Origin of the sequence: Trabulsiella guamensis ATCC 49490, assembly GCF_000734965.1 — a bacterium.
Classification (GTDB): domain Bacteria; phylum Pseudomonadota; class Gammaproteobacteria; order Enterobacterales; family Enterobacteriaceae; genus Trabulsiella; species Trabulsiella guamensis.
In genome coordinates this window covers 21,356-42,309 of sequence record NZ_JMTB01000121.1, presented here as the reverse complement: position 1 = coordinate 42,309, position 20,954 = coordinate 21,356, and the positions used below count along the sequence as shown (strand labels likewise).

Genomic DNA, 20,954 nt, shown 5'->3' with positions numbered 1-20,954 from the left:
GGATACGCCTTATACTTAGCCATCAGGAATGTACCTCCTGCAGCAGCTTCATAATCTCGGCGCTGACCGCATCCAGATCGACATCAATTTCCTCCAGCGGGCGCGGCGGCTGATAGACATAGAAATGGCGGTTAAACGGAATTTCATAACCGACAATTCCCACCTCACCATCTTTCGCGTCGCGCTTATCGGCGTTAATCCACGCGTCATTCACATGTGGCAGGACTTCTGCTTTAAAATAGTTTTCAATCAGGTCGCTGGTGGACACTGCCGGGTTCAGTGGTACGTTCTCGTTATCACGCAGCTCACCGTCCTGCTCAAACTCCACCACTTTGCCTTTGTACTCAAATGCCCCGTACAACGGCTGAGCCGCTTCTTTCAGCGCCTTCTTCACCACCGGCTCGGCATCCGGGTTTTTGGTGGTGATGGCGTCGGTAAACTGTTTGTTCTCTTTCGCATCCAGCTTCACGCCAGCCATTTTGATGGCCCCTTTCAGGGTCAGCTGGAACTGGTTGAAGTCATTGCTCACCAGCGTTTTACCACCCGCCTGCGTACCCAGAGCCGTCTGAATCTGCTGAGCCTTTTCCATCAATCCGCGCTGTGCCAGCCACAGCTTACTGTCGAGCAGGTCTTTGATCTGCTTCTCTTTCAGTTCTGCAAATTCGGCTTTAATAATAGCGCGCGCTTCTGCTTCCAGTTCGGAGAAATCACCGTAGTTATCCGCCTGCCACTGCGCAGCGAACTCGTCATACAAGCGTTCCATCGGCGCGTTAAACGGCTTCGGTGCAAAGCGCAGAGTCGCAATCGCCTCATCCGTCACCTGAGCAGATAAACGCAGCGGGCGTTCAATGGTCAGGCGACGATAGCCAAAGTCGGTGCTGTTAAAGATTTTGCTGGCGAAGGTTTTCGGCGCTTCGGTTTTGGCAGTGGCAGGCTGGCGACCGCGGCTGGATTTTTGCTCGGCGGCTTTTTCCAGACCCAGTTCTTCCAGAGTGGTGGCATCCACCACCTCAAACTCACCGAAGGTTTGGGTGATCAGCTTGATATCGTCTTCGCCCATCAGGTTGCGCTTCGAACCCAGCGATTTACGCATTTTTCCGCACAGGTTGGTGCCATCAATCAGCTGTACTTTGCCTTTACGCTCAGGCGCTTTCTTGTTGGAGAGGATCCAGACGTAGGTGGCAATGCCGGTGTTGTAGAACATGTCCGTTGGCAGTGCGACAATGCCTTCCAGCAAATCGGCCTCCAGAATGTAGCGTCGAATTTCACTCTCACCGCTGCCCGCACCACCGGTAAACAGTGGCGAGCCGTTAAGGATAATCCCGATACGCCCGCCATTGCTCACGGTGCCATCGACATTGTGGTTATCGCGCATTTTGCTAATCAGGTGCATCAGGAACAGCAGCGAGCCGTCGGATACACGCGGCAGACCCGGGCCAAAACGACCGTTAAAGCCTTTCTGCGTATGTTCGTCGTTGATCTCGCCCTCAATTTTTTTCCAGTCCACGCCAAACGGCGGGTTAGAGAGCATGTAGTCGAACTGGTCCTGCGGCAGCTGGTCGTTAGAAAGGGTGTTGCCCAGCTTAATGCGGCTGACGTCCTGACCTTTGATCAGCATGTCGGCTTTACAGATAGCGTAGGATTCCGGGTTCAGCTCCTGACCAAAGGCACGCATCACCGCGTTAGGGTTCAGCTCGTGCACATATTCCATGCCCGAAGAGAGGAAGCCGCCGGTCCCGGCAGTTGGGTCATAAATGGTGCGGATGATACCGTCCTGCGTCAGGGCTTCATCATCTTCCATAAACACCAGCGAGGTAGTCAGGCGCACGATATCGCGTGGGGTAAAGTGTTCACCTGCGGTCTCGTTAGAGCTCTCCGCGAAACGACGGATAAGCTCTTCAAACACCAGGCCCATCTCATAGTTGGAAATCGCTTTCGGGCTGAGATCGGTGGTAGCGAATTTCTTCACCACTTTAAACAGCAGGTTGGCATCTTCCAGCAGGCCGACAAACTCACTGAATTTGAAGTGTTCGAAGATTTCACGTGCATCCGGGGAGAACGCCTGTACGTAGCTTTCCAGGTTAGCTTTGATGTCGTTCTGACCCATCTTGCCAAGATCCATCTTCGAGGTGTTGAAGAAGGAAAGCCCGCTGGCGCGCAGCAGAAACTTCTCTTTGGCATCTTCCGGCAGTGGGCTGGTTTTTAATTCATCGTATTTCGCCACCACCGCGTCTTTGGTCTCTGCCAGCACACACTCAAGACGACGCAACAGCGTAAAGGGCAGGATCACGCGCCCGTACTGAGATTGCTTGAAGTCCCCGCGCAGCAGATCGGCCACTGACCAGATAAACGCAGCCGTTTGAGAAAAGTTAGTGTTAGTCATGATGCCCTCTGGAAAGATCGCAGCCATAGCGCAAATATGCCCAGGCAAAAAGTCAGTATTGGAAAGTAATTCGCAAAATCATACTCGTAACAAGGGCTATCGCAAACGATACAGGGCAAAGAAATGAATATCGGGTTGAATAACCCATTTAAAAAGAGCGCAAAAATGTCGATTGAATATCCCGCGAACGAGAAAGGTAAACATTGCTGGTATTGATTTACAGGCACAAAAAAAGACGTCCGTTGACGTCTATTGATGTTCCGATGGTGCCGAAGGCCGGACTCGAACCGGCACGTATTTCTACGGTTGATTTTGAATCAACTGCGTCTACCGATTTCGCCACTCCGGCACGGAAGGGGATATGCTGATAGCCGGTGCATTATACCTGTTGGGGATCCTCGTGCAAGGGTTCACCCGCCTAACATCTTCTGAATGCCGAAAATTTCAGCATCGGCCGTTTCGCGGCCCTCATTCCTGAATCCGCCTCGCAAAACGCTGCAACGTGATCGTTGTGGTTTACATTTCCGCTCGTTTGGTATCTGATCCTGTTACTGGTTGCTGTTATTCACCTCATCCATTAATCAGGATTACGCATGCGTTTCTATCAGGTCGATCCCTCGCTGGAGAACTACTGGCGCGGCATCATCCTCTTTGGTAAAAATGTCGCCTCCTACAAGTTCGCGCTGGCGCATGCCCTGTATGACGTTAAACGCGATGGCAGTGATCTCATCCTGCTTGAAGATCTTGCCCTGCCCTTCAGTCAGCATCTGTGTCGCCATCTGGCGCAAGCGCCGAAGCAAATCACCGCTAAAAACAGTCAGTATCTGAATACTTGCGGGAGCTTTAATAACGGCGAGATCGATCAGGACGTCTTAACCGCGGCGACAGTGAAGACGGGTTTCAGCGTGGTATTGGATAAGTTTCACAACGTCAATCAGGCTGAAATAGAGAAACGCTTTTTCATTGATGAGCGCAAAACACACAAAGGTATTCGTCTGACGGATAACTTTTACCGGCTGACGGAACGCCAGCAGTTCCAGAATCTGATCCATGAAACCGACGCCCGCTGGCGGCTGGTTGAGCAGGCGTGGGCGATGGGGGTGTCGCGCAATGTGATTGCCATTGAATACGATGCCGCAGAACAACAGCTATTCAGCACTGTGAATCATCGTCGGGTGACGATCACCAGTTGTCGCGACAGCCTCAACGGTTACCAGAAAGGGTACTGTTTTTACTGTTATGCGCCGATAAGCCTTGAGCCAGACGATGATGATCTGGCAGACGTCGACCATTTTATCCCCTGGGCAGCGCGTCATCAGGTGGCAAATATCAATGGTGTGTGGAATCTGGTGCTGGCGTGTAAACACTGCAACCGTGGCGTGCAGGGAAAGTTTGCGCACGTCCCGTCGCTGAAGCTGTTAAAGCGCCTGCACGACAGGAACGAATACTTTATTAACAGCCATCTGCCGCTTCGTGAAACGTTGATCCAGCAGACGGGCAATACGCCTGCGCAACGGGGTGATTTTCTGAACCGGGTATGGAACACTGCGCAACAGACGTTGATTCACCAATGGGAACCTCAATCCAGCGGCCCGGATATATTCTGATGACCATTCAATTTTACCAGCAGAACGCGAATAGCTTTTTTGATGCCACGGTTGCCGTGGATATGTCCTCACTGTATGCGCCTTTCGTGACAGCGGTCGTGCCGAAGGGGAAAATCCTCGATGCGGGCTGTGGTTCTGGCCGCGACAGCAAAGCGTTTTCAGAGATGGGGTTTGAGGTTGATGCCTTTGACGCCTCAGCGGAAATGGTCGTACTGGCTACGGACTATACCGGCTTGCCCGTGCGCCAGCAGACCTTTGCCGATCTCAATGATGGCGAACGTTATGACGGTATCTGGTGCTGCGCCTCGCTTCTGCATGTTGGCATGGATGCGTTGCCGGATGCGATGCAGCGTCTGTCACGTGCATTAAAACCGGGCGGCGCGTGGTATGTGTCGTTTAAATATGGCGAGGGCGAGCGGCTGAAAGACGGGCGTCATTTTACCGATCTGAATGAAGCCGGGTTAAACGCGCTGGTCGCCGGACTGCCGGATATCCATATCTCATCAATGTGGAAAACCCAGGACAAACGCCCCGATCGGGATGAAATCTGGCTGAACGCACTGCTGGTGAAATCAACCGCACGCTAACCCCCATGCCTCCTTCTGCCAAAGCGCCTGCTTCGCGCATGCTCTACACTTCCAGTTCAACACCAACAACGGGAAAGCATGATGACGATTATAAAAAGCTATGCCGCAAAACAAGCGGGTGCCGATCTGGAAGTGTGGGAGTACGACGCGGGTGAACTGACGCCGGAAGATGTGGAAGTGCAGGTGGATTACTGCGGGATCTGCCATTCGGATCTGTCGATGATCGACAACGAATGGGGTATGTCGCAGTATCCGCTGGTGGCGGGCCACGAGGTGATCGGTCGCGTGGTGGCGCTCGGCAGCGCGGCGCAGGGTAAAGGGCTGAAAATTGGTCAGCGCGTGGGCGTGGGCTGGACGGCGCGTAGCTGCGGTCATTGCGATGCCTGTATCAGCGGTAATCAGATCAACTGTCTGGAAGGCGCGGTGCCGACCATCATCAACCGTGGCGGTTTTGCCGATAAGCTGCGCGCTGACTGGCAATGGGTGATCCCGCTGCCGGAAAACATTGATATCGAAAGTGCAGGCCCGATGCTGTGCGGCGGTATCACCGTCTTTAAACCGCTGCTGATGCATCACGTCACGGCCACCAGCCGTGTAGGGGTGATCGGTATCGGCGGGCTGGGGCATATCGCCATTAAACTGCTGCATGCCATGGGCGCGGAAGTGACGGCGTTCAGCTCAAACCCGGCGAAAGAGCAGGAAGTCCGTGCGATGGGTGCCGATAAGGTCGTCAACAGCCGCGATGCAGCCGCGTTACAGGCGCTGGCGGGTCAGTACGATCTGATCATCAACACCGTCAACGTTGACCTCGACTGGCAACCGTACTTCGAAGCGCTGACCTATGGCGGCAACTTCCATACCGTCGGCGCGGTGCTCAAACCGCTGTCGGTTCCGGCGTTTACGCTGATTGCGGGTGATCGCAGCGTCTCTGGTTCGGCGACGGGTAATCCGTCTGAACTGCGTAAACTGATGAAGTTTGCCGGGCGCAGCGGCGTGACGCCAACAACACAGCTGTTCCCGATGTCCAGAATCAACGACGCGCTAAAGCACCTTCGTGAAGGCAAAGCACGCTACCGCGTGGTGCTGAAAGCGGACTTCTGATCCCTTTGGCCCGCTCTCCTGAGAGGGCCAAAAATCGTCCTGTTCATAAAACCATCATCTTACCGCCATTCATTTGCAGTAAATCTTTTCCAGACTGGGTCGCTTTGAAACGCCTTAGCGAGCCCGATGATGATGACGAAAAAAACCTGGCTTCCCTGGCTTATCCTGTCGCCTTCCCTGCTGTTTTTACTGCTGTTTACTTACTTTCCGCTGGTGCGTTCGGTCTACGACAGCCTGTTCGATACCCGCATGGCGGGCGAAACGGCGTCGTACGTCGGCATGGGCAATTTCATCCGTCTGTTTGAAGACGCCGTCTTCTGGCAGTCGTTGGTCAACAACCTGATTTATATCCTGCTGACGGTGGTGCCCGGTGTGGCGCTGGCGTTGTTGCTGGCCGTCGCGCTGTGGGAAAACCACCGCGTTAACCGCTGGCTGCGCACCGCCTTCTTCTTTCCGATGATTATTCCGATGGTCAGCGCTGCGGCGCTGTGGCTGTTCATCTTTATGCCGGGCATGGGGATGCTGGATTACTATCTGGCGAAGCTGTTCGGGCCGATGAACAACAACTGGCTCGGTCGCAGCAACAGCGCCCTGTACGCGCTGGCACTGATCGGCGTGTGGAAATTCGCCGGCTATTACATGCTGTTTTTCCTCGCCGGGTTGCAGAGCATTCCGGTTTCGGCGCGCGAAGCGGCGATGATGGAAGGCGCCACGCCGACGCAGATCTTATTCAAGGTGACGCTACCGCTGCTGCGCCCGACGCTGAGCTTTGTGGTTACGACGGCGCTCATCTACTCCATTACGCAGATTGACCACGTCGCGGTGATGACGCGCGGCGGGCCGGACAACGCCACCAGCGTGCTGCTCTATTACATCCAGAATCTGGCGTGGGATACCCACGATCTCGGCAAAGCCTCCGCTGCCACTTTCCTGACGCTGGCCGGGCTGTTCGCTTTCTCTTTCATTAACCTGAAATTACTGGAACGAGGTGCGCACCATGAGCGTTGAGATCTCGCCGGTCATCCCTCCTACGCAAAACGCCTCGCGCCCGCTGTGGTTGCGTCTGCGCCGTTCAAAAACCGTCACCCTCAGCGTGCTGATGAGCTGCATGGCGCTGCTGTGGATTAGCCCGTTCCTGTGGATGCTGTCGTCGGCCTTCAGCGCCAGTACGTTTGGCGAGGGAATGGCCTCGGTGCTGCCGCGTTTCCCGCTGACATTCGACAACTTCCGCGACGCCTGGGACAGCGCGAACTGGCTGAGCCTGTACGCCAACACCCTTATCTTCGCGTTCGGCACCTTTGCCGTGCAGTTACTGACCATCACCACTGCCGGGTACGTCTTTGCCTGCCATGAGTTTCGCGGCAAGCAGACGCTGTTCCTGCTGTTTCTCGTGCAACTGATGATCATGCCGGTGGTGATGATGGTACCGAACATGATGACGCTGAAAACCATCGGGCTGCTCAATACGCTGACCGGCGTGATGATGCCCTATTTCGCATCGGCGTTTGGCGTGTTCCTGATGCGTCAGGCATTCCTCGCCATTCCGAAAGAGCTGGAAGAGGCGGCGCTGATGGAGGGATGCCGCTGGTGGCAGGTGCTGTATCGCGTGCTGCTGCCGATGTCGTGGCCGTCGGTGCTGGCCTTCGCCACCGTGAGCATTACCTATCACTGGAATGAATATTTGTGGCCGTTGATGATGCTCAACGACCCGGACAAACAGGTGTTAACCGTCGGACTGGTTTCCTTCGCCATGGGCGCGGAATCCGGCGGTCAGTGGGGAATGATCGGCGCCGGGACGCTGATGGTCTGTCTGCCATTGATGATCGCTTTTATCGCATTTCAGAAACAGTTCCTGCGAAGCTTCGGTTTTTCAGGCATAAAATAAGGAGTTATTTCATGCTGTTAGCGCATATTTCCGATACCCATTTCCGTAGCCAGGGTCAGAAATTGTATGGTTTTATCGACGTCAACGCCGGTAATGCCGATGTGGTGGCGCAGCTTAACGCCCTGCGCGAACGCCCGGACGCGGTCGTCGTCAGCGGTGATATCGTCAACTGCGGTCGCCCGGAAGAGTACCTTGTCGCCCGCCAGACGCTCGGCGCACTGCATTACCCGCTGCTGCTGATCCCCGGCAATCATGATGACAAAGCCCTGTTCCTGGAATATCTGCAACCGCTGTGCCCGCAACTGGGCAACGATCCGCAGAACATGCGCTACGTAGTGGATGACTTCGCCACCCGCCTGTTGTTTATCGATTCCAGCCTGCCGGGCCATTCCAAAGGCTGGCTGACGGAAGAGACCCTCGAATGGCTGGAAGCGCAACTGTTTGAAGGCGGCGACAAACCTGCCGCCGTGTTTATGCATCACCCACCGCTGCCGCTGGGTAACGCCCAGATGGACCCTATCTTCTGCGAAAACGGTCATCGTCTGCTGGCACTGGTGGAGCGTTTTCCGTCGCTGGTGCGCATATTCTGTGGTCATAACCATAACCTGACTATGACGCAATATCGTCAGGCGATGATCGCCACCGTGCCTGCCACTGTCCATCAGGTGCCGTTCCATCATGAAGATACGCGCCCGTATTACGACATGTCGCCGCCGTCGTGTGTGATGCACCGCCAGGTGGGCGAACAGTGGGTCAGTTATCAGCACTCGCTGGCACACTACGCCGGGCCATGGCTGTATGACGAAAATACCAGTTGCCCGACGCAAGAGCGTTAATCGCCATGTTGAGCCTGAACAATATCAGTAAGGAATTCGACGGCAAACCGGCACTGAATGCGCTGTCGCTGGATATCGGCGAAGGGGAATTTGTGGTGCTGGTCGGGCCGTCCGGCTGCGGTAAAAGCACGCTGCTGCGCCTGCTCGCCGGGCTGGAAGCAGTGAGCGACGGTGAAATCTGGCTGAACGACGAGAACATCACGTCGCTGTCGCCGCGCGAACGCAACTTCGCGATGATTTTCCAGAACTACGCCCTGTTTCCGCATCTGTCGGTGCGCGACAACATCACCTTCGGCATGAAGATCCGCAATGAGGAGAAAGCCAGCTGGCAGCCGCGCCTTGAGCGGGTCGCGCAGATGCTGCAACTGGAGGAACTGCTCGATCGCAAACCGGCGAAGCTCTCCGGCGGCCAGCGTCAGCGCGTGGCGATGGCACGGGCGATTGTGCGCAATCCACGGTTGTTCCTGATGGACGAACCGCTCTCCAACCTCGATGCACGTCTGCGCAGTGAAGTGCGCGACAGCATTATGGCGCTGCATCAGCAGCTCAAAACCAGCACCATCTACGTGACCCACGATCAAACCGAAGCGATGTCGATGGCTGACCGCATCGTGGTGATGAACAACGGTTACGTGCAACAGGTGGGCAAACCGGAACATCTCTACGCCAGCCCGGCGAATCTCTTCGTGGCCGGGTTTATCGGCTCCCCGGCGATGAACCTGGTGCTGCTGCCTTGTGCGGAAGGTCAGGTGCAACTCGGCGAAGTGACGTACCCGCTGCCGCCACTCTCCCGCGAGGAGACGCGCGTCTGGCTGGGCATACGCCCGGAACACATTACCGATCACCCGACGGACGACCAGCTTGTTCTGCCCGCGACGGTGATGCAACGAGAACTGATGGGAGCCGATTACCTGCTCCACGTCAGCACCCCTGTCGGGACATTGCGCTACAGCCGCCGCCATCGCGGGGTGGTGCCCGATAAGGGAGATACTCTTACCCTCGGCTTTTCGCCGTCGGATATTCATTTTTTTCATGCTGAGAAACAGCACAACTTACTCCAGGAGATTGACCATCATGCTTAAGCCCCTGAAACAGAAGTTGCAGGCGCTCACCGTCAGCGTTGTACTCGCCTTTAGCGGTACGGTGCTGGCTAAAGAACAGATCGATTTTATGTTCCCGGCACCGGTCGACGGTCAACTGACGAAGGAGATGACCCGCGTCATTAAAGTCTTCAACGACTCGCAGCAGGATGTGGAAGTCCGCGGCATTTTCACTGGTAACTACGACACCACAAAGATCAAAGCGGAATCCGCCCAAAAGGCCGGGCAACCACCCGCGCTGGTGATCATGTCCGCCAACTTTACTACCGACCTGGCGCTGAAAGACGAAATTTTACCGATGGACGAACTGTTCAAATTCGGTAATCAAAAAGCCGGCCCTTTCCTGCTGAACGAGTTCTTTCCGGCGATGCATAAAAACGCGCAGGTGATGGGAGTGACCTACGCCATCCCGTTCCACAACTCAACGCCGATCCTCTATTACAACAAAACCCTGTTCAACCAGGCCGGTCTCAAAGAGCCGCAAACCTGGACGGAACTGCTGGCCGCCGCCAAAAAACTGACCGACGAAAGCAAAGGCCAGTGGGGGATCATGCTGCCTTCAACGAATGACGACTACGGCGGCTGGATCTTCTCTTCGCTGGTTCGCGCCAACGGCGGTAAGTACTTCAACGAAGACTACCCTGGCGAAGTCTATTACGACGCCCCGTCCACCACTGGCGCGCTGCGCTTCTGGCAGGATTTGATCTACAAAGACAAAGTGATGCCGTCCGGCGTGCTGAACTCGAAGCAGATCAGCGCCGCGTTCTTCTCCGGCAAAGTCGGTATGGCGATGCTGAGCACCGGCGCACTGGGCTTTATGCGCGAAAACGCTAAAGACTTCGAGCTGGGCGTGGCGATGTTACCTGCCAAAGAACAGCGTGCGGTGCCGATTGGCGGCGCCAGCCTGGTCAGTTTTAAAGGCATTTCCGACGCGCAGAAAAAAGCCGCATATCAGTTCCTGACCTGGCTTATCAGCCCGCAGGTTAACGGCGAGTGGAGCCGCTTTACCGGCTACTTCTCACCGCGCAAAGCGTCTTACGATACGCCGGAGATGAAAGCGTATCTGCAAAAAGATCCGCGCGCGGCAATCGCGCTGGAACAGCTGAAATACGCGCATCCGTGGTACTCCACTTATGAAACGGTGGCGGTACGTAAGGCGATGGAAAACCAGCTGGCCGCTGTGGTTAACGACCAGAAGGTAACGCCGGAAGCGGCCGCGAAAGCCGCGCAGCAGGAAGCCGACACGCTGATGAAACCATACGTTGAGAAAACCGCGCTGGCGGAAGTGAAGTAATACTACTGGCGCCTTCATACTGTGTGAAGGCGCCAGAATGTTATTGCCCGATCGCTGCAAACACCTCCGCAATCGCCACTGCTCCCGGGTCGGTTACGCCGTCGAGATTCTGTTTATTCACGTAGGACGAACGTCCGGCACCTGCTTTTTGCATTGTCGCCGTACGCGCAGCGCCCTGCTTCGCCGCGGTGATAGCCGCGCTGAGATCACTGTCGCGCAATGCTTCCAGCGCAGGCTGGAGCGCGTCGATCAACGTGCGATCACCGAGATCCGCGCCACCGTAGTGTTTCATTTGCTTCAGACCGTTCAGCAGCGCGTCCGGTAATGCTTTGCCATTCTGTACGGATTGCCCCGCCGCCGTGAAAAAGATAGACATCAGCACGCCGCTGGAGCCGCCCATTACCGTTGCCAGCCGCTCGCCGGTCAGCTGGAGCAATTGTGCGGTGTTGTTGAGCGGCAGTTTGTTCTGCGCCAGCAACTGCGCAATTTCACGCGCGCCTTCAGCAAAGGTGGAGCCGGTATCGCCGTCGCCGACTTTCGCATCGAGCGCGTTCAGCCGGTTTTCAAGATTGATCAGCGTTTGCGTTGCTGTCGCCACCAGCGCTTTCACCCGCGGGTTGTCAGACGGTGTCACTTCCACGCTGTCATGAATTTTTCCATGCTTCAGCGTTTTCAACGGCGCGAAGGCAACAGGTTTCTGCCAGCCGACGGTCTCAACTTCTTCTTTCAATGCCGCTTCAAAGACAGGATTTAACGTCAGCAGAGACAGCGAAAAGCCTTTCATATCGAGCGAGCTCACCAGCGGCGCCGGGCCAACCAGGTACGCGAGTTGATCTTTCAGCGCCGAGTGCGCCAGCTCTTTCGTCAGCAGCGCCATCTCCAGCGCCGACACGCCGCCGAGGTTGTTAATCAGCACCGCGACGCGTGCATCACCCACTTTCTCTTTCAGCGGCGCCACCAGCGTATCAATGATCGTTTTGCTATTGTGGCTGTCGACGACAGAGGCACCCGGTTCGCCGTGGATCCCCAGCCCCAGTTCAACCTGACCGTGTTTGATACGGCTTTCGTCATCGTCGCTGCCCGGCAGATTGCAGGTTTCCATCGCCACACCGAGGCTGAACACGCTGTCGCACGCCTTCTGAGCGATGTCGCGTACTTCGCACAACGATTTCCCCTGTTCGGCAGCATACCCGGCAATTTTGTGCACCAGCGCCGTGCCGGCAATACCGCGCGGTTGTTTGTTATCCGGCAGCGCGATGTCGTCCGCGACAATCACCATTTCCACCTTCAGGCCGTAGCGTTTCGCTTTCTCTGCCGCGAGGCCAAAGTTAAGGCGATCGCCGGTATAGTTTTTTACAATCAACAGGCAGCCGCGATCACCAGTTACCGCCACAATGGCGTTCAGCACCGCATCGACGCTCGGCGAAGCAAAGAGATCGCCACACACCGCGGCGGTCAGCATCCCCTTGCCGACGAACCCGGCATGCGCAGGCTCGTGTCCCGAGCCGCCACCAGAAATCACCGCCACGCGGGATTTATCCCAGTCGCCACGCGCGACGATACGAATCGCCGGATCGATATCCAGCGTCACAAGATTGCCATGCGGCGCAGACAACACTAAACCTTCAATGGCATCATTAACCAGCTGTTTGCGGTCATTAAAAAAGAATCTGGACATAATTTCCCAAAAAAAAGTAAACCGTATGCAAAGCATAGTTCGCACTGGATAATACGCCGCAAAGTGCAGAATTTACTGAGTCGCTTTGACGTCAGGTTGCCTATACTGCTCGCAGGACCAACGGAGGAAGAATCATGAGCGCACCCTTGTTAATAGCGCGTACCATCGATAAAGAGCTGTTTTTGTTGCCAGGCATGGCGAACCGGCATGGGCTGATTACCGGTGCGACGGGGACAGGCAAAACTGTCACTCTGCAGAAACTGGCGGAATCTTTTTCGGAGATTGGCGTTCCGGTCTTTATGGCCGACGTCAAAGGCGACCTGACCGGCGTCGCCAGAGAGGGACAATCGTCAGAGAAGTTGCAGGAGCGACTAAAAAAGATCGGTGCCACTGACTGGGAGTCTCATGATAATCCGGTGGTGCTGTGGGATATCTTCGGCGAAAAAGGCCACCCGGTACGTGCCACGGTGTCTGACCTTGGGCCGTTGCTGCTCGCCCGCCTGCTGAACCTTAATGAAGTGCAGTCCGGCGTGCTGAACATTATTTTTCAGATTGCCGATGACCAGGGCCTGCTGCTGCTTGATTTTAAAGATCTGCGCGCCATTACGCAGTACATCGGCGATAACGCCAAAGGCTTCCAGAACCAGTACGGCAATATCAGCAGCGCATCGGTGGGCGCTATTCAGCGTGGGCTGCTGACGCTGGAGCAACAGGGTGCGGAACATTTCTTCGGCGAGCCGATGCTCGACATCAAAGACTGGATGCGCACCGACAGCAATGGCAAAGGGATCATCAACATCCTCAGTGCGGAAAAGCTCTACCAGATGCCTAAACTCTACGCTGCCAGTCTGCTGTGGATGCTCTCCGAACTGTACGAACAACTGCCGGAAGCGGGCGATCTCGAAAAACCGAAACTGGTGTTCTTCTTCGATGAAGCCCATCTGCTGTTCAGCGACGCACCTGACGTCCTGCTGGATAAAGTCGAGCAGGTGATCCGCCTGATCCGTTCAAAAGGGGTCGGCGTGTACTTTGTGTCACAAAACCCGTCCGACGTCCCGGACAAGGTACTCGGGCAACTGGGTAACCGCGTTCAGCATGCGCTGCGCGCCTTTACACCAAAAGATCAGAAAGCCGTCAAAGCGGCGGCAGAGACCATGCGCGCCAACCCGGCCTTTGATACTGAGAAAGCCATCCAGGAGCTGGGCACTGGTGAAGCGCTGATCTCCTTCCTTGACGAAAAAGGCAGTCCATCGGTGGTCGAACGCGCGATGGTAATCGCCCCGTGCTCACGAATGGGGCCAGTGACGGACGACGAGCGTAACGGGCTTATCAACAATTCACCGATGTACGGTAAGTATGAAGATGACGTTGATCGTGAATCCGCCTTTGAGATGCTGCAAAAAAGTGTTCAGGTAGCGACAGAAGCGCAAAGCGCGCCGCCGGCTAAGGGGAATAACGTGGAAGTTGATGACGGCATTCTCGGCGGTCTGAAGGATATTCTCTTCGGGACTACCGGTCCACGTGGCGGCAAGCGAGACGGCGTGGTGCAAACCATGGCGAAAAGCGCAGCGCGTCAGGTGACGAACCAGATTGTGCGTGGCGTGCTGGGAAGTTTATTAGGCGGAAGACGTCGGTAGTATTAACACCGCGCTCCCCGGCGGGGAGCGCGATTTCGGTTACTGATAGACCGGCAGCAGATTAAAGCTCGACAGCAGATGCACCGCGGCGTTACCGACACCGAACAGCAGGATCAGCACAATCATTGGCTTGCCGCCCCAGACGCGGAACTGCGGGCTGCCGAAGCGTTTACGCGACGCGTTCGCCAGCAGCGCCGGAACAATCGCCGCCCAGATCGTTGCCGCCAGCCCTGCATAGCCAATGGCGTACAGGAAACCGTTCGGCCACAACAGACCGCCAGCTACCGGCGGCAGGAAAGTCAGCAGCGCAGTTTTGAAACGCCCCATTGCGGAATCATCGAAACCAAACAGATCCGCCAGGTAATCAAATAGCCCCAGTGTCACGCCGAGGAATGAGCTCGCCACCGCAAAGTTGGAGAACACCACCAGCAGCACATCAAGGCTACGGCTGTTCAGTACACCGCTCAGCGCCTGCACCAGCACATCAATGTTGCCGCCCTTCTGCGCAATGCCAATAAATTCCGGGCGAGGAATGTTGCCCATGGTGCCCAGCAACCAGATCACGTACAGACCCAGCGCCAGCAGGGTGCCGTAAATCAGGCAGCGGGTAATGGTGCGGGGATCTTTGCCGTAATACTTCATCAGGCTCGGCACGTTGCCGTGATAGCCAAACGATGCCAGACAGAACGGCAGCGTCATCAGCAGATAAGGCATGTACGAGGTATTCGGTTCCGCCACATTCAGCAGCGTCGCAGGTTGTACATGACCCAGCAGACTGCCAAATGTGAGGAAGAAGGTAATGACCTTCGCGCCCAGCACAATCGCCGTCATACGGCTGACCGCTTTGGTACTCATCCAGACGATAAACGCCACCAGCAAAGCAAAGCCGAAACCTGCGGCCCGTGCCGGTACGTTCAGTGACAGCTCGCTAAAGGTATGGTGTAAAATCGAACCGCTCGCCGAGATATAGGCGTAGGTCAGAATATAAAGCACGAACGCAATCGAGATCCCGTTCACCACGTTCCAGCCCTTGCCGAGCAGATCTTTAGTGATGGTATCGAAGCTGGAGCCGATGCGGTAGTTGAGGTTGGCCTCGAGGATCATCAGCCCCGAGTGCAGCATACAGAACCAGGTGAAAAGCAGCGCCGCCAGCGACCAGAAAAACCACGCACCGGACATCACAACAGGTAATGAGAACATCCCTGCCCCGATAATCGTTCCGCCGATGATGACCACGCCGCCAAACAGTGACGGTCGGGTTGCTGTGGTAGTGAGTGTCGCCATGCGAGCCTTCTCCAGAAAAACGGTGATCTGATAACGTGATGCACTGTACCAGTACACGAGTACAAATGGAATAAAAAAAGCCCCAATCACAGGGATCGAGGCTGTATATTTTACTTTACGTAAGTGAACGTAGTTTTTTACGCGGTAATTACGCGTCACGACGACGGCTGCTGCCGTTGTCATCACGGCGCGGGGCGCGACCTTCGCGGCGCTCACCACCAAAGCTACGGCCGCCTTCGCGACGTTCGCCAGAGAAGCGACGACCTTCACCACGACCGCCTTCACGACGCTCGCCACCGAAACCACGACCACCGCCACGACGTTCACCGCCACGGTCAGGACGCGGCTGCGCATCGCCCAACAGCTGCATGTTCATCGGCTTGTTCAGGATACGGGTACGCGTAAAGTGCTGCAGCACTTCACCCGGCATGCCTTTCGGCAGCTCGATGGTAGAGTGAGACGCAAACAGCTTAATGTTGCCAATGTAACGGCTGCTGATGTCGCCTTCGTTGGCGATAGCGCCCACGATATGACGCACTTCAACACCATCATCACGGCCCACTTCAATGCGGTACAGTTCCATGTCACCCACATCACGACGCTCGCGACGCGGACGATCTTCACGCGGACCACGGTCATTACGGTCGCCACGACGCTCAAAGCGATCGTCACGGTCACGGAACTCACGCTTCGGACGCATCGGCGCGTCTGGCGGCAGGATCAGCGGACGTTCACCCTGCGCCATTTTCAGCAGTGCAGCGGCCAGCGTTTCCATATCCAGTTCCTGACCTTCCGGCTGCAGTTTGCCGAGCAGGTTACGGTACTGGTCCAGATCGCTGCTTTCCAGCTGCTGCTGAACTTTCGCGGCGAATTTTTCCAGACGGCGTTTGCCCAGCAGTTCTGCGTTCGGCAGTTCCACTTCCGGAATGGTCAGCTTCATCAGACGTTCGATGTTGCGCAGCAGACGACGCTCACGGTTCTCAACGAACAGCAGCGCGCGGCCAGCACGACCCGCACGACCGGTACGGCCGATACGGTGAACGTAAGATTCGGTATCCATCGGGATATCGTAGTTAACCACCAGGCTGATACGCTCAACGTCCAGGCCACGGGCCGCAACGTCTGTCGCGATCAGGATATCCAGACGACCATCTTTCAGACGATCCAGGGTTTGCTCACGCAGGGACTGGTTCATGTCACCGTTCAGCGCCGCGCTGTTGTAGCCGCTACGCTCAAGGGCTTCGGCCACTTCCAGGGTCGCGTTTTTGGTGCGAACGAAGATAATCGCCGCATCAAAGTCTTCCGCTTCCAGGAAACGCACCAGCGCTTCGTTTTTACGCATACCCCAGACAGTCCAGTAGCTCTGGCTGATGTCAGGACGGGTAGTGACGCTGGACTGAATACGCACTTCCTGCGGCTCTTTCATGAAGCGGCGGGTAATGCGACGGATCGCTTCCGGCATCGTTGCGGAGAACAGGGCAGTCTGATGACCTTCCGGGATCTCCGCCATAATGGTTTCTACGTCTTCGATGAAGCCCATGCGCAGCATTTCGTCAGCTTCATCCAGTACCAGACCGCTCAGTTTAGAGAGATCCAGGGTGCCGCGTTTCAGGTGATCCAGCAGACGACCCGGCGTACCGACGACAATCTGCGGTCCCTGACGCAGGGCGCGTAACTGCACGTCATAACGCTGGCCGCCGTACAGGGCTACTACGTTTACGCCGCGCATATGTTTAGAGAAATCCGTCATTGCTTCAGCTACCTGCACCGCGAGTTCGCGGGTCGGTGCCAGCACCAGGATTTGCGGTGCTTTCAGTTCCGGATCAAGATTGTTAAGCAGCGGCAAAGAGAACGCTGCAGTTTTGCCGCTACCGGTCTGGGCCATACCCAGAACATCGCGACCGCCCAACAGGTGTGGAATACATTCCGCCTGGATCGGGGATGGTTTTTCGTAACCCAGATCGTTGAGTGCTTCGAGGATAGGAGCCTTAAGACCCAGATCTGCAAAAGTGGTTTCGAATTCAGCCATGTAGTACGTGTGCCTCAATATGAATGGCGGCCAGTCTACATAACTCATCGTGAAAACTTACGGCAATTTTCATTGAAAAGTGTGAACCGGCTCAAATTAGTTGAATTAACGAACAATAAAGCCCTCACCCGCGAAGGTGATGGCAATCAAAAGACTTTGGGCTGATGTGTTCGTCAGCTATTGCTGGTCCGATTCTGCCAGGTCATCTTGCTCCTGGCCCAGGAGCGATAATTCCAACAATGCGTATCGGTGCTCAACAAAGTTATGAACGTTGTTAGCCACCGCCAGTTTGAACAGTGCCGTAGCGCTGTCCATGTCCCCCAGACTTAGGTAATACTTACCTAAATAGAAGTTGGTTTCACTGAGATGCTCAGCGAGCGAGGTGTTATCCGTTGCGTCCGCCTTCAGTCTTTCCATTAGCGTTTGTTCGCTAATGTCACCGAGGTAGAACTCGACAATGTTCCATCCCCATTGCTCTTTATCCGATTTATCAAAGCGCTGTTTCAGTGCTTCGCGCGCCTGCTTTTCGTCGAGTTTACGCTCAACGACATAAAGCCACAGGCTTCGGAAAGGATCATTGGGATCGTCTTGATAAAACGCCAGCAGATCATCTTGCGCTAACTTAATGCGACCGCCGTAATACAGTGCGATGCCGCGATTTAAATGCGCATAATTGTAAGTTGGATCAAGCTCAAGTACAGAATCAAACGCTTCATAGGCAGCATCAAAATTGCCTGCCTGCGTTAAATAAATGCCTAAGTAATTGAATACTTCAGGCATATCCGGTCGGATTGCCAGCGCTTGTGAAAAATCATTTCGCGCCAGAGCCCTCAGACCGAGACTATCATACAACACTCCGCGCTCATATAAAAGCTGTGCGCGTTCGTCATCGGTTAAAGCCCGACTGGCAAGAATTTGTTCCATGCGTGCCAGAATCACTTCTTGCTGCAAAGTCGGTTGCAATGGTACCGCGAGGACTTCACTCTTACGCCAGGCAGAGTTGCTGCATCCTGCCAGGGTGAGTGCTGTCGCAACGAAACACCAGCGCAAAAAAGGCTTCATTTCCCACTCCCGAAGACAACTATTGGATGAACGTCCTGTTCCCCGGTTGCAAATCAGGCATCCTGCCGGGTCAATACGCCCTCCGCTTTCGCGGAGGGCAAATGGCAACCTTACTCGCCCTGTTCCGCAGCCGGTGCTTCCGGCGCGGCGACAGGCTGAGACTGCTCGGTCGCTTCTTTAATGCTCAGACGGATACGGCCCTGACGGTCAACTTCCAGCACTTTCACTGGTACTTCCTGACCCATCTGCAGGTAGTCGGTCACTTTCTCTACGCGCTTGTCAGCGATCTGAGAGATATGTACCAGACCTTCTTTACCGCCACCGATGGCAACGAACGCGCCAAAGTCGACGATACGGGTCACTTTACCATTGTAGACACGGCCTACTTCGATCTCAGCAGTGATCTCTTCGATACGACGGATAGCGTGTTTTGCTTTGTCGCCGTCGGTCGCTGCGATCTTCACGGTGCCATCATCATCGATTTCGATGGTGGTGCCGGTTTCGTCAGTCAGCGCGCGGATCACAGAGCCGCCTTTACCGATCACGTCTTTGATCTTGTCCGGATTGATCTTGATGGTGTGGATACGCGGCGCGAACTCAGAGATGTCACCACGCGGCGCGTTGATCGCCTGTTCCATCACGCTCAGGATGTGCAGACGCGCACCTTTCGCCTGGTTCAGAGCAACCTGCATGATCTCTTTGGTGATGCCTTCAATTTTGATATCCATCTGCAGCGCAGAGATACCGTCGCGGGAACCCGCCACTTTGAAGTCCATGTCACCCAGGTGGTCTTCGTCACCCAGAATGTCAGACAGCACAACGAAGTTGTCGCCTTCTTTCACCAGACCCATCGCGATACCCGCAACAGCTGCTTTCACCGGCACACCCGCGTCCATCAGCGCCAGAGAAGCGCCACAGACGGAAGCCATAGAAGAAGAGCCGTTAGATTCGGTGATTTCAGAGACCACACGAACGGTGTACGGGAATTCATCCATGGTCGGCATAACCGCCAGCACACCACGTTTCGCCAGACGACCGTGACCAATTTCACGACGCTTCGGCGAACCCACCATGCCGGTTTCACCCACGGAGTACGGAGGGAAGTTGTAGTGGAACAGGAAGCTGTCAGTGCGCTCGCCCATCAGTTCGTCGATGATCTGCGCATCACGGGCGGTGCCCAGCGTCGCGGTGACCAGCGCCTGTGTTTCACCACGGGTGAACAGCGCGGAGCCGTGAGTACGCGGCAGCACGCCAGTACGCACATCCAGACCACGGATCATGTCTTTTTCGCGACCATCGATACGCGGCTCGCCGGCCAGGACGCGGCTACGAACAACGTTTTTCTCGATAGCGTGCAGGATTTCGCCAAGCTCGTTAGCATCCAGCGTTTCGTCTTCTGCCACCAGCGCATCGATGGTTTCAGATTTGATTACGTCAACCTGCGCGTAACGTTCCTGCTTGTCGGTGATGCGGTAAGCATCGCTCAGACGTGCTTCCGCCAGTGCAGCAACGCGTGCGTTCAGCGCGTCGTTTGCCGCTTCCGGCTGCCAGTCCCAGCGCGGTTTGCCCGCTTCTTTGACCAGCTCGTTGATGTTCTGAATGACGATCTGCTGCTGCTCGTGGCCATAGACCACCGCGCCCAGCATCTGATCTTCGCTCAGCAGTTCCGCTTCGGATTCCACCATCAGCACAGCGGCTTCGGTACCGGCAACCACCAGATCCAGTTTGCTGGTTTTCAGCTCTTCCTGGGTCGGGTTCAGCACGTACTGGTCGTTGATGTAACCGACGCGGGCGGCGCCGATAGGGCCATTGAACGGAATGCCGGACAGAGACAGTGCCGCAGAAGCACCGATCATCGCGACGATATCCGGGTTAACCTGCGGGTTAACGGAAACCACGGTTGCAATGACCTGGACTTCGTTAACGAAACCTTCCGGGAACAGCGGGCGAACCGGGCGGTCAATCAGACGCGCGATCAGCGTTTCGCCTTCGCTTGGACGGCCTTCACGACGGAAGAAACCACCGGGGATTTTACCGGCAGCGTAAGTACGCTCCTGGTAGTTAACGGTTAGCGGGAAGAAGTCCTGACCCGGCTTGGCTTTTTTCTGACCTACCACGGTGACGAATACCGCGGTGTCATCCATGCTTACCATCACAGCGGCCGTTGCCTGGCGCGCCATCATGCCGGTTTCCAGTGTTACGGTATGTTGACCGTACTGGAATTTACGAACGATCGGATTAAGCAAAATAATATCCTTTACTTGATTGGGGGACAGCACACCCTGCTGGTATGCCGACCAGTGCACCCGATCCTCTTGCATCCTCGCGACTAATGACAATCCTAACCCGCGCCGGGTCAAGCCTCTCATTAGCCGCGCGAACCTCTGCAATGAAGATCATTTAAAGCAACAATACATTAGTTTCCAGTGAATTGCTGCCATCAGCTTGAAAAAAGGGGCCATGAAGGCCCC

The 20,954-nt window shown here is 55.6% G+C and carries 16 protein-coding genes and 1 tRNA gene; 9 read left to right on the top strand and 8 right to left on the bottom strand.

Annotation, left to right across the window (positions count from 1 at the left end; all coding sequences use genetic code 11):
* Positions 1 to 22 precede the first annotated feature (22 nt).
* Together GTGU_RS21690 and GTGU_RS21685 are read right to left on the bottom strand one after the other, a co-directional pair.
* Positions 23 to 2,383, bottom strand: coding sequence for a type I restriction-modification system subunit M (locus GTGU_RS21690; RefSeq protein ID WP_038162489.1), 2,361 nt, complete (start codon positions 2,381 to 2,383; stop codon positions 23 to 25).
* A gap of 264 nt (positions 2,384 to 2,647) precedes the next feature.
* Positions 2,648 to 2,732: transfer RNA gene (locus tag GTGU_RS21685), tRNA-Leu, on the bottom strand.
* A gap of 244 nt (positions 2,733 to 2,976) precedes the next feature.
* Between GTGU_RS21685 and GTGU_RS21680 the strand changes: the two genes are divergently transcribed.
* From GTGU_RS21680 to GTGU_RS21645, 8 genes are all read left to right on the top strand, one after another.
* A complete protein-coding gene (locus tag GTGU_RS21680; protein ID WP_038162487.1) occupies positions 2,977 to 3,990 on the top strand; it encodes an HNH endonuclease in 1,014 nt (337 codons plus the stop codon).
* Positions 3,990 to 4,577, top strand: coding sequence for a class I SAM-dependent methyltransferase (locus GTGU_RS21675; protein ID WP_038162484.1), 588 nt, complete (start codon positions 3,990 to 3,992; stop codon positions 4,575 to 4,577). Before GTGU_RS21680 ends, GTGU_RS21675 begins: the two co-directional genes overlap by 1 nt.
* An 81-nt stretch (positions 4,578 to 4,658) precedes the next feature.
* Positions 4,659 to 5,678, top strand: coding sequence for an NADPH-dependent aldehyde reductase Ahr (gene ahr / locus GTGU_RS21670; protein ID WP_038162481.1), 1,020 nt, complete (start codon positions 4,659 to 4,661; stop codon positions 5,676 to 5,678).
* Between the two features lie 126 nt (positions 5,679 to 5,804).
* Positions 5,805 to 6,686, top strand: coding sequence for a carbohydrate ABC transporter permease (locus GTGU_RS21665; RefSeq protein ID WP_038162478.1), 882 nt, complete (start codon positions 5,805 to 5,807; stop codon positions 6,684 to 6,686).
* Positions 6,676 to 7,563, top strand: coding sequence for a carbohydrate ABC transporter permease (locus GTGU_RS21660; RefSeq protein ID WP_038162475.1), 888 nt, complete (start codon positions 6,676 to 6,678; stop codon positions 7,561 to 7,563). Before GTGU_RS21665 ends, GTGU_RS21660 begins: the two co-directional genes overlap by 11 nt.
* Positions 7,564 to 7,574: 11 nt before the next feature.
* Positions 7,575 to 8,399 (top strand): phosphodiesterase, encoded by an 825-nt coding sequence (locus tag GTGU_RS21655; protein WP_038162431.1) that lies wholly within the window; start codon positions 7,575 to 7,577, stop codon positions 8,397 to 8,399.
* A 5-nt stretch (positions 8,400 to 8,404) separates the two neighbouring features.
* Entirely contained in the window at positions 8,405 to 9,481 is a 1,077-nt protein-coding gene (locus GTGU_RS21650) for an ABC transporter ATP-binding protein (RefSeq protein WP_038162425.1), read from the top strand.
* Positions 9,474 to 10,793: an ABC transporter substrate-binding protein gene (locus GTGU_RS21645; RefSeq protein WP_038162422.1), complete on the top strand. Its 1,320-nt coding sequence runs from the start codon at positions 9,474 to 9,476 to the stop codon at positions 10,791 to 10,793. Before GTGU_RS21650 ends, GTGU_RS21645 begins: the two co-directional genes overlap by 8 nt.
* A gap of 40 nt (positions 10,794 to 10,833) precedes the next feature.
* Here the strand turns inward: GTGU_RS21645 and GTGU_RS21640 are convergent, their stop codons facing one another.
* Positions 10,834 to 12,471, bottom strand: a complete 1,638-nt coding sequence (locus GTGU_RS21640; RefSeq protein WP_038162419.1) for a dihydroxyacetone kinase subunit DhaK — start codon at positions 12,469 to 12,471, stop codon at positions 10,834 to 10,836.
* A gap of 134 nt (positions 12,472 to 12,605) precedes the next feature.
* On the opposite strand from GTGU_RS21640, the gene GTGU_RS21635 reads away from it, so the two are divergent.
* Positions 12,606 to 14,108, top strand: coding sequence for a helicase HerA-like C-terminal domain-containing protein (locus tag GTGU_RS21635; protein WP_038162417.1), 1,503 nt, complete (start codon positions 12,606 to 12,608; stop codon positions 14,106 to 14,108).
* Positions 14,109 to 14,147: 39 nt separating this feature from the next.
* On the opposite strand, the gene mtr is transcribed toward GTGU_RS21635, so the two are convergent.
* From mtr to pnp, 5 genes are all read right to left on the bottom strand, one after another.
* Positions 14,148 to 15,392, bottom strand: a complete 1,245-nt coding sequence (gene mtr, locus GTGU_RS21630; protein WP_038162733.1) for a tryptophan permease — start codon at positions 15,390 to 15,392, stop codon at positions 14,148 to 14,150.
* A 148-nt stretch (positions 15,393 to 15,540) separates the two neighbouring features.
* Positions 15,541 to 17,421, bottom strand: coding sequence for a DEAD/DEAH family ATP-dependent RNA helicase (locus tag GTGU_RS21625; RefSeq protein ID WP_038162413.1), 1,881 nt, complete (start codon positions 17,419 to 17,421; stop codon positions 15,541 to 15,543).
* Positions 17,414 to 17,494: a protein YrbN gene (gene yrbN / locus GTGU_RS25900; RefSeq protein WP_124965724.1), complete on the bottom strand. Its 81-nt coding sequence runs from the start codon at positions 17,492 to 17,494 to the stop codon at positions 17,414 to 17,416. Before yrbN ends, GTGU_RS21625 begins: the two co-directional genes overlap by 8 nt.
* Before the next feature lie 104 nt (positions 17,495 to 17,598).
* Positions 17,599 to 18,483 carry a lipoprotein NlpI gene (gene nlpI, locus GTGU_RS21620; protein ID WP_038162411.1) on the bottom strand — a complete coding sequence of 295 codons (885 nt, stop codon included), beginning with the start codon at positions 18,481 to 18,483 and terminating at the stop codon, positions 17,599 to 17,601.
* Positions 18,484 to 18,593: 110 nt separating this feature from the next.
* Positions 18,594 to 20,729 (bottom strand): polyribonucleotide nucleotidyltransferase, encoded by a 2,136-nt coding sequence (pnp, locus tag GTGU_RS21615; protein WP_038162731.1) that lies wholly within the window; start codon positions 20,727 to 20,729, stop codon positions 18,594 to 18,596.
* Between the last annotated feature and the right edge of the window lie 225 nt (positions 20,730 to 20,954).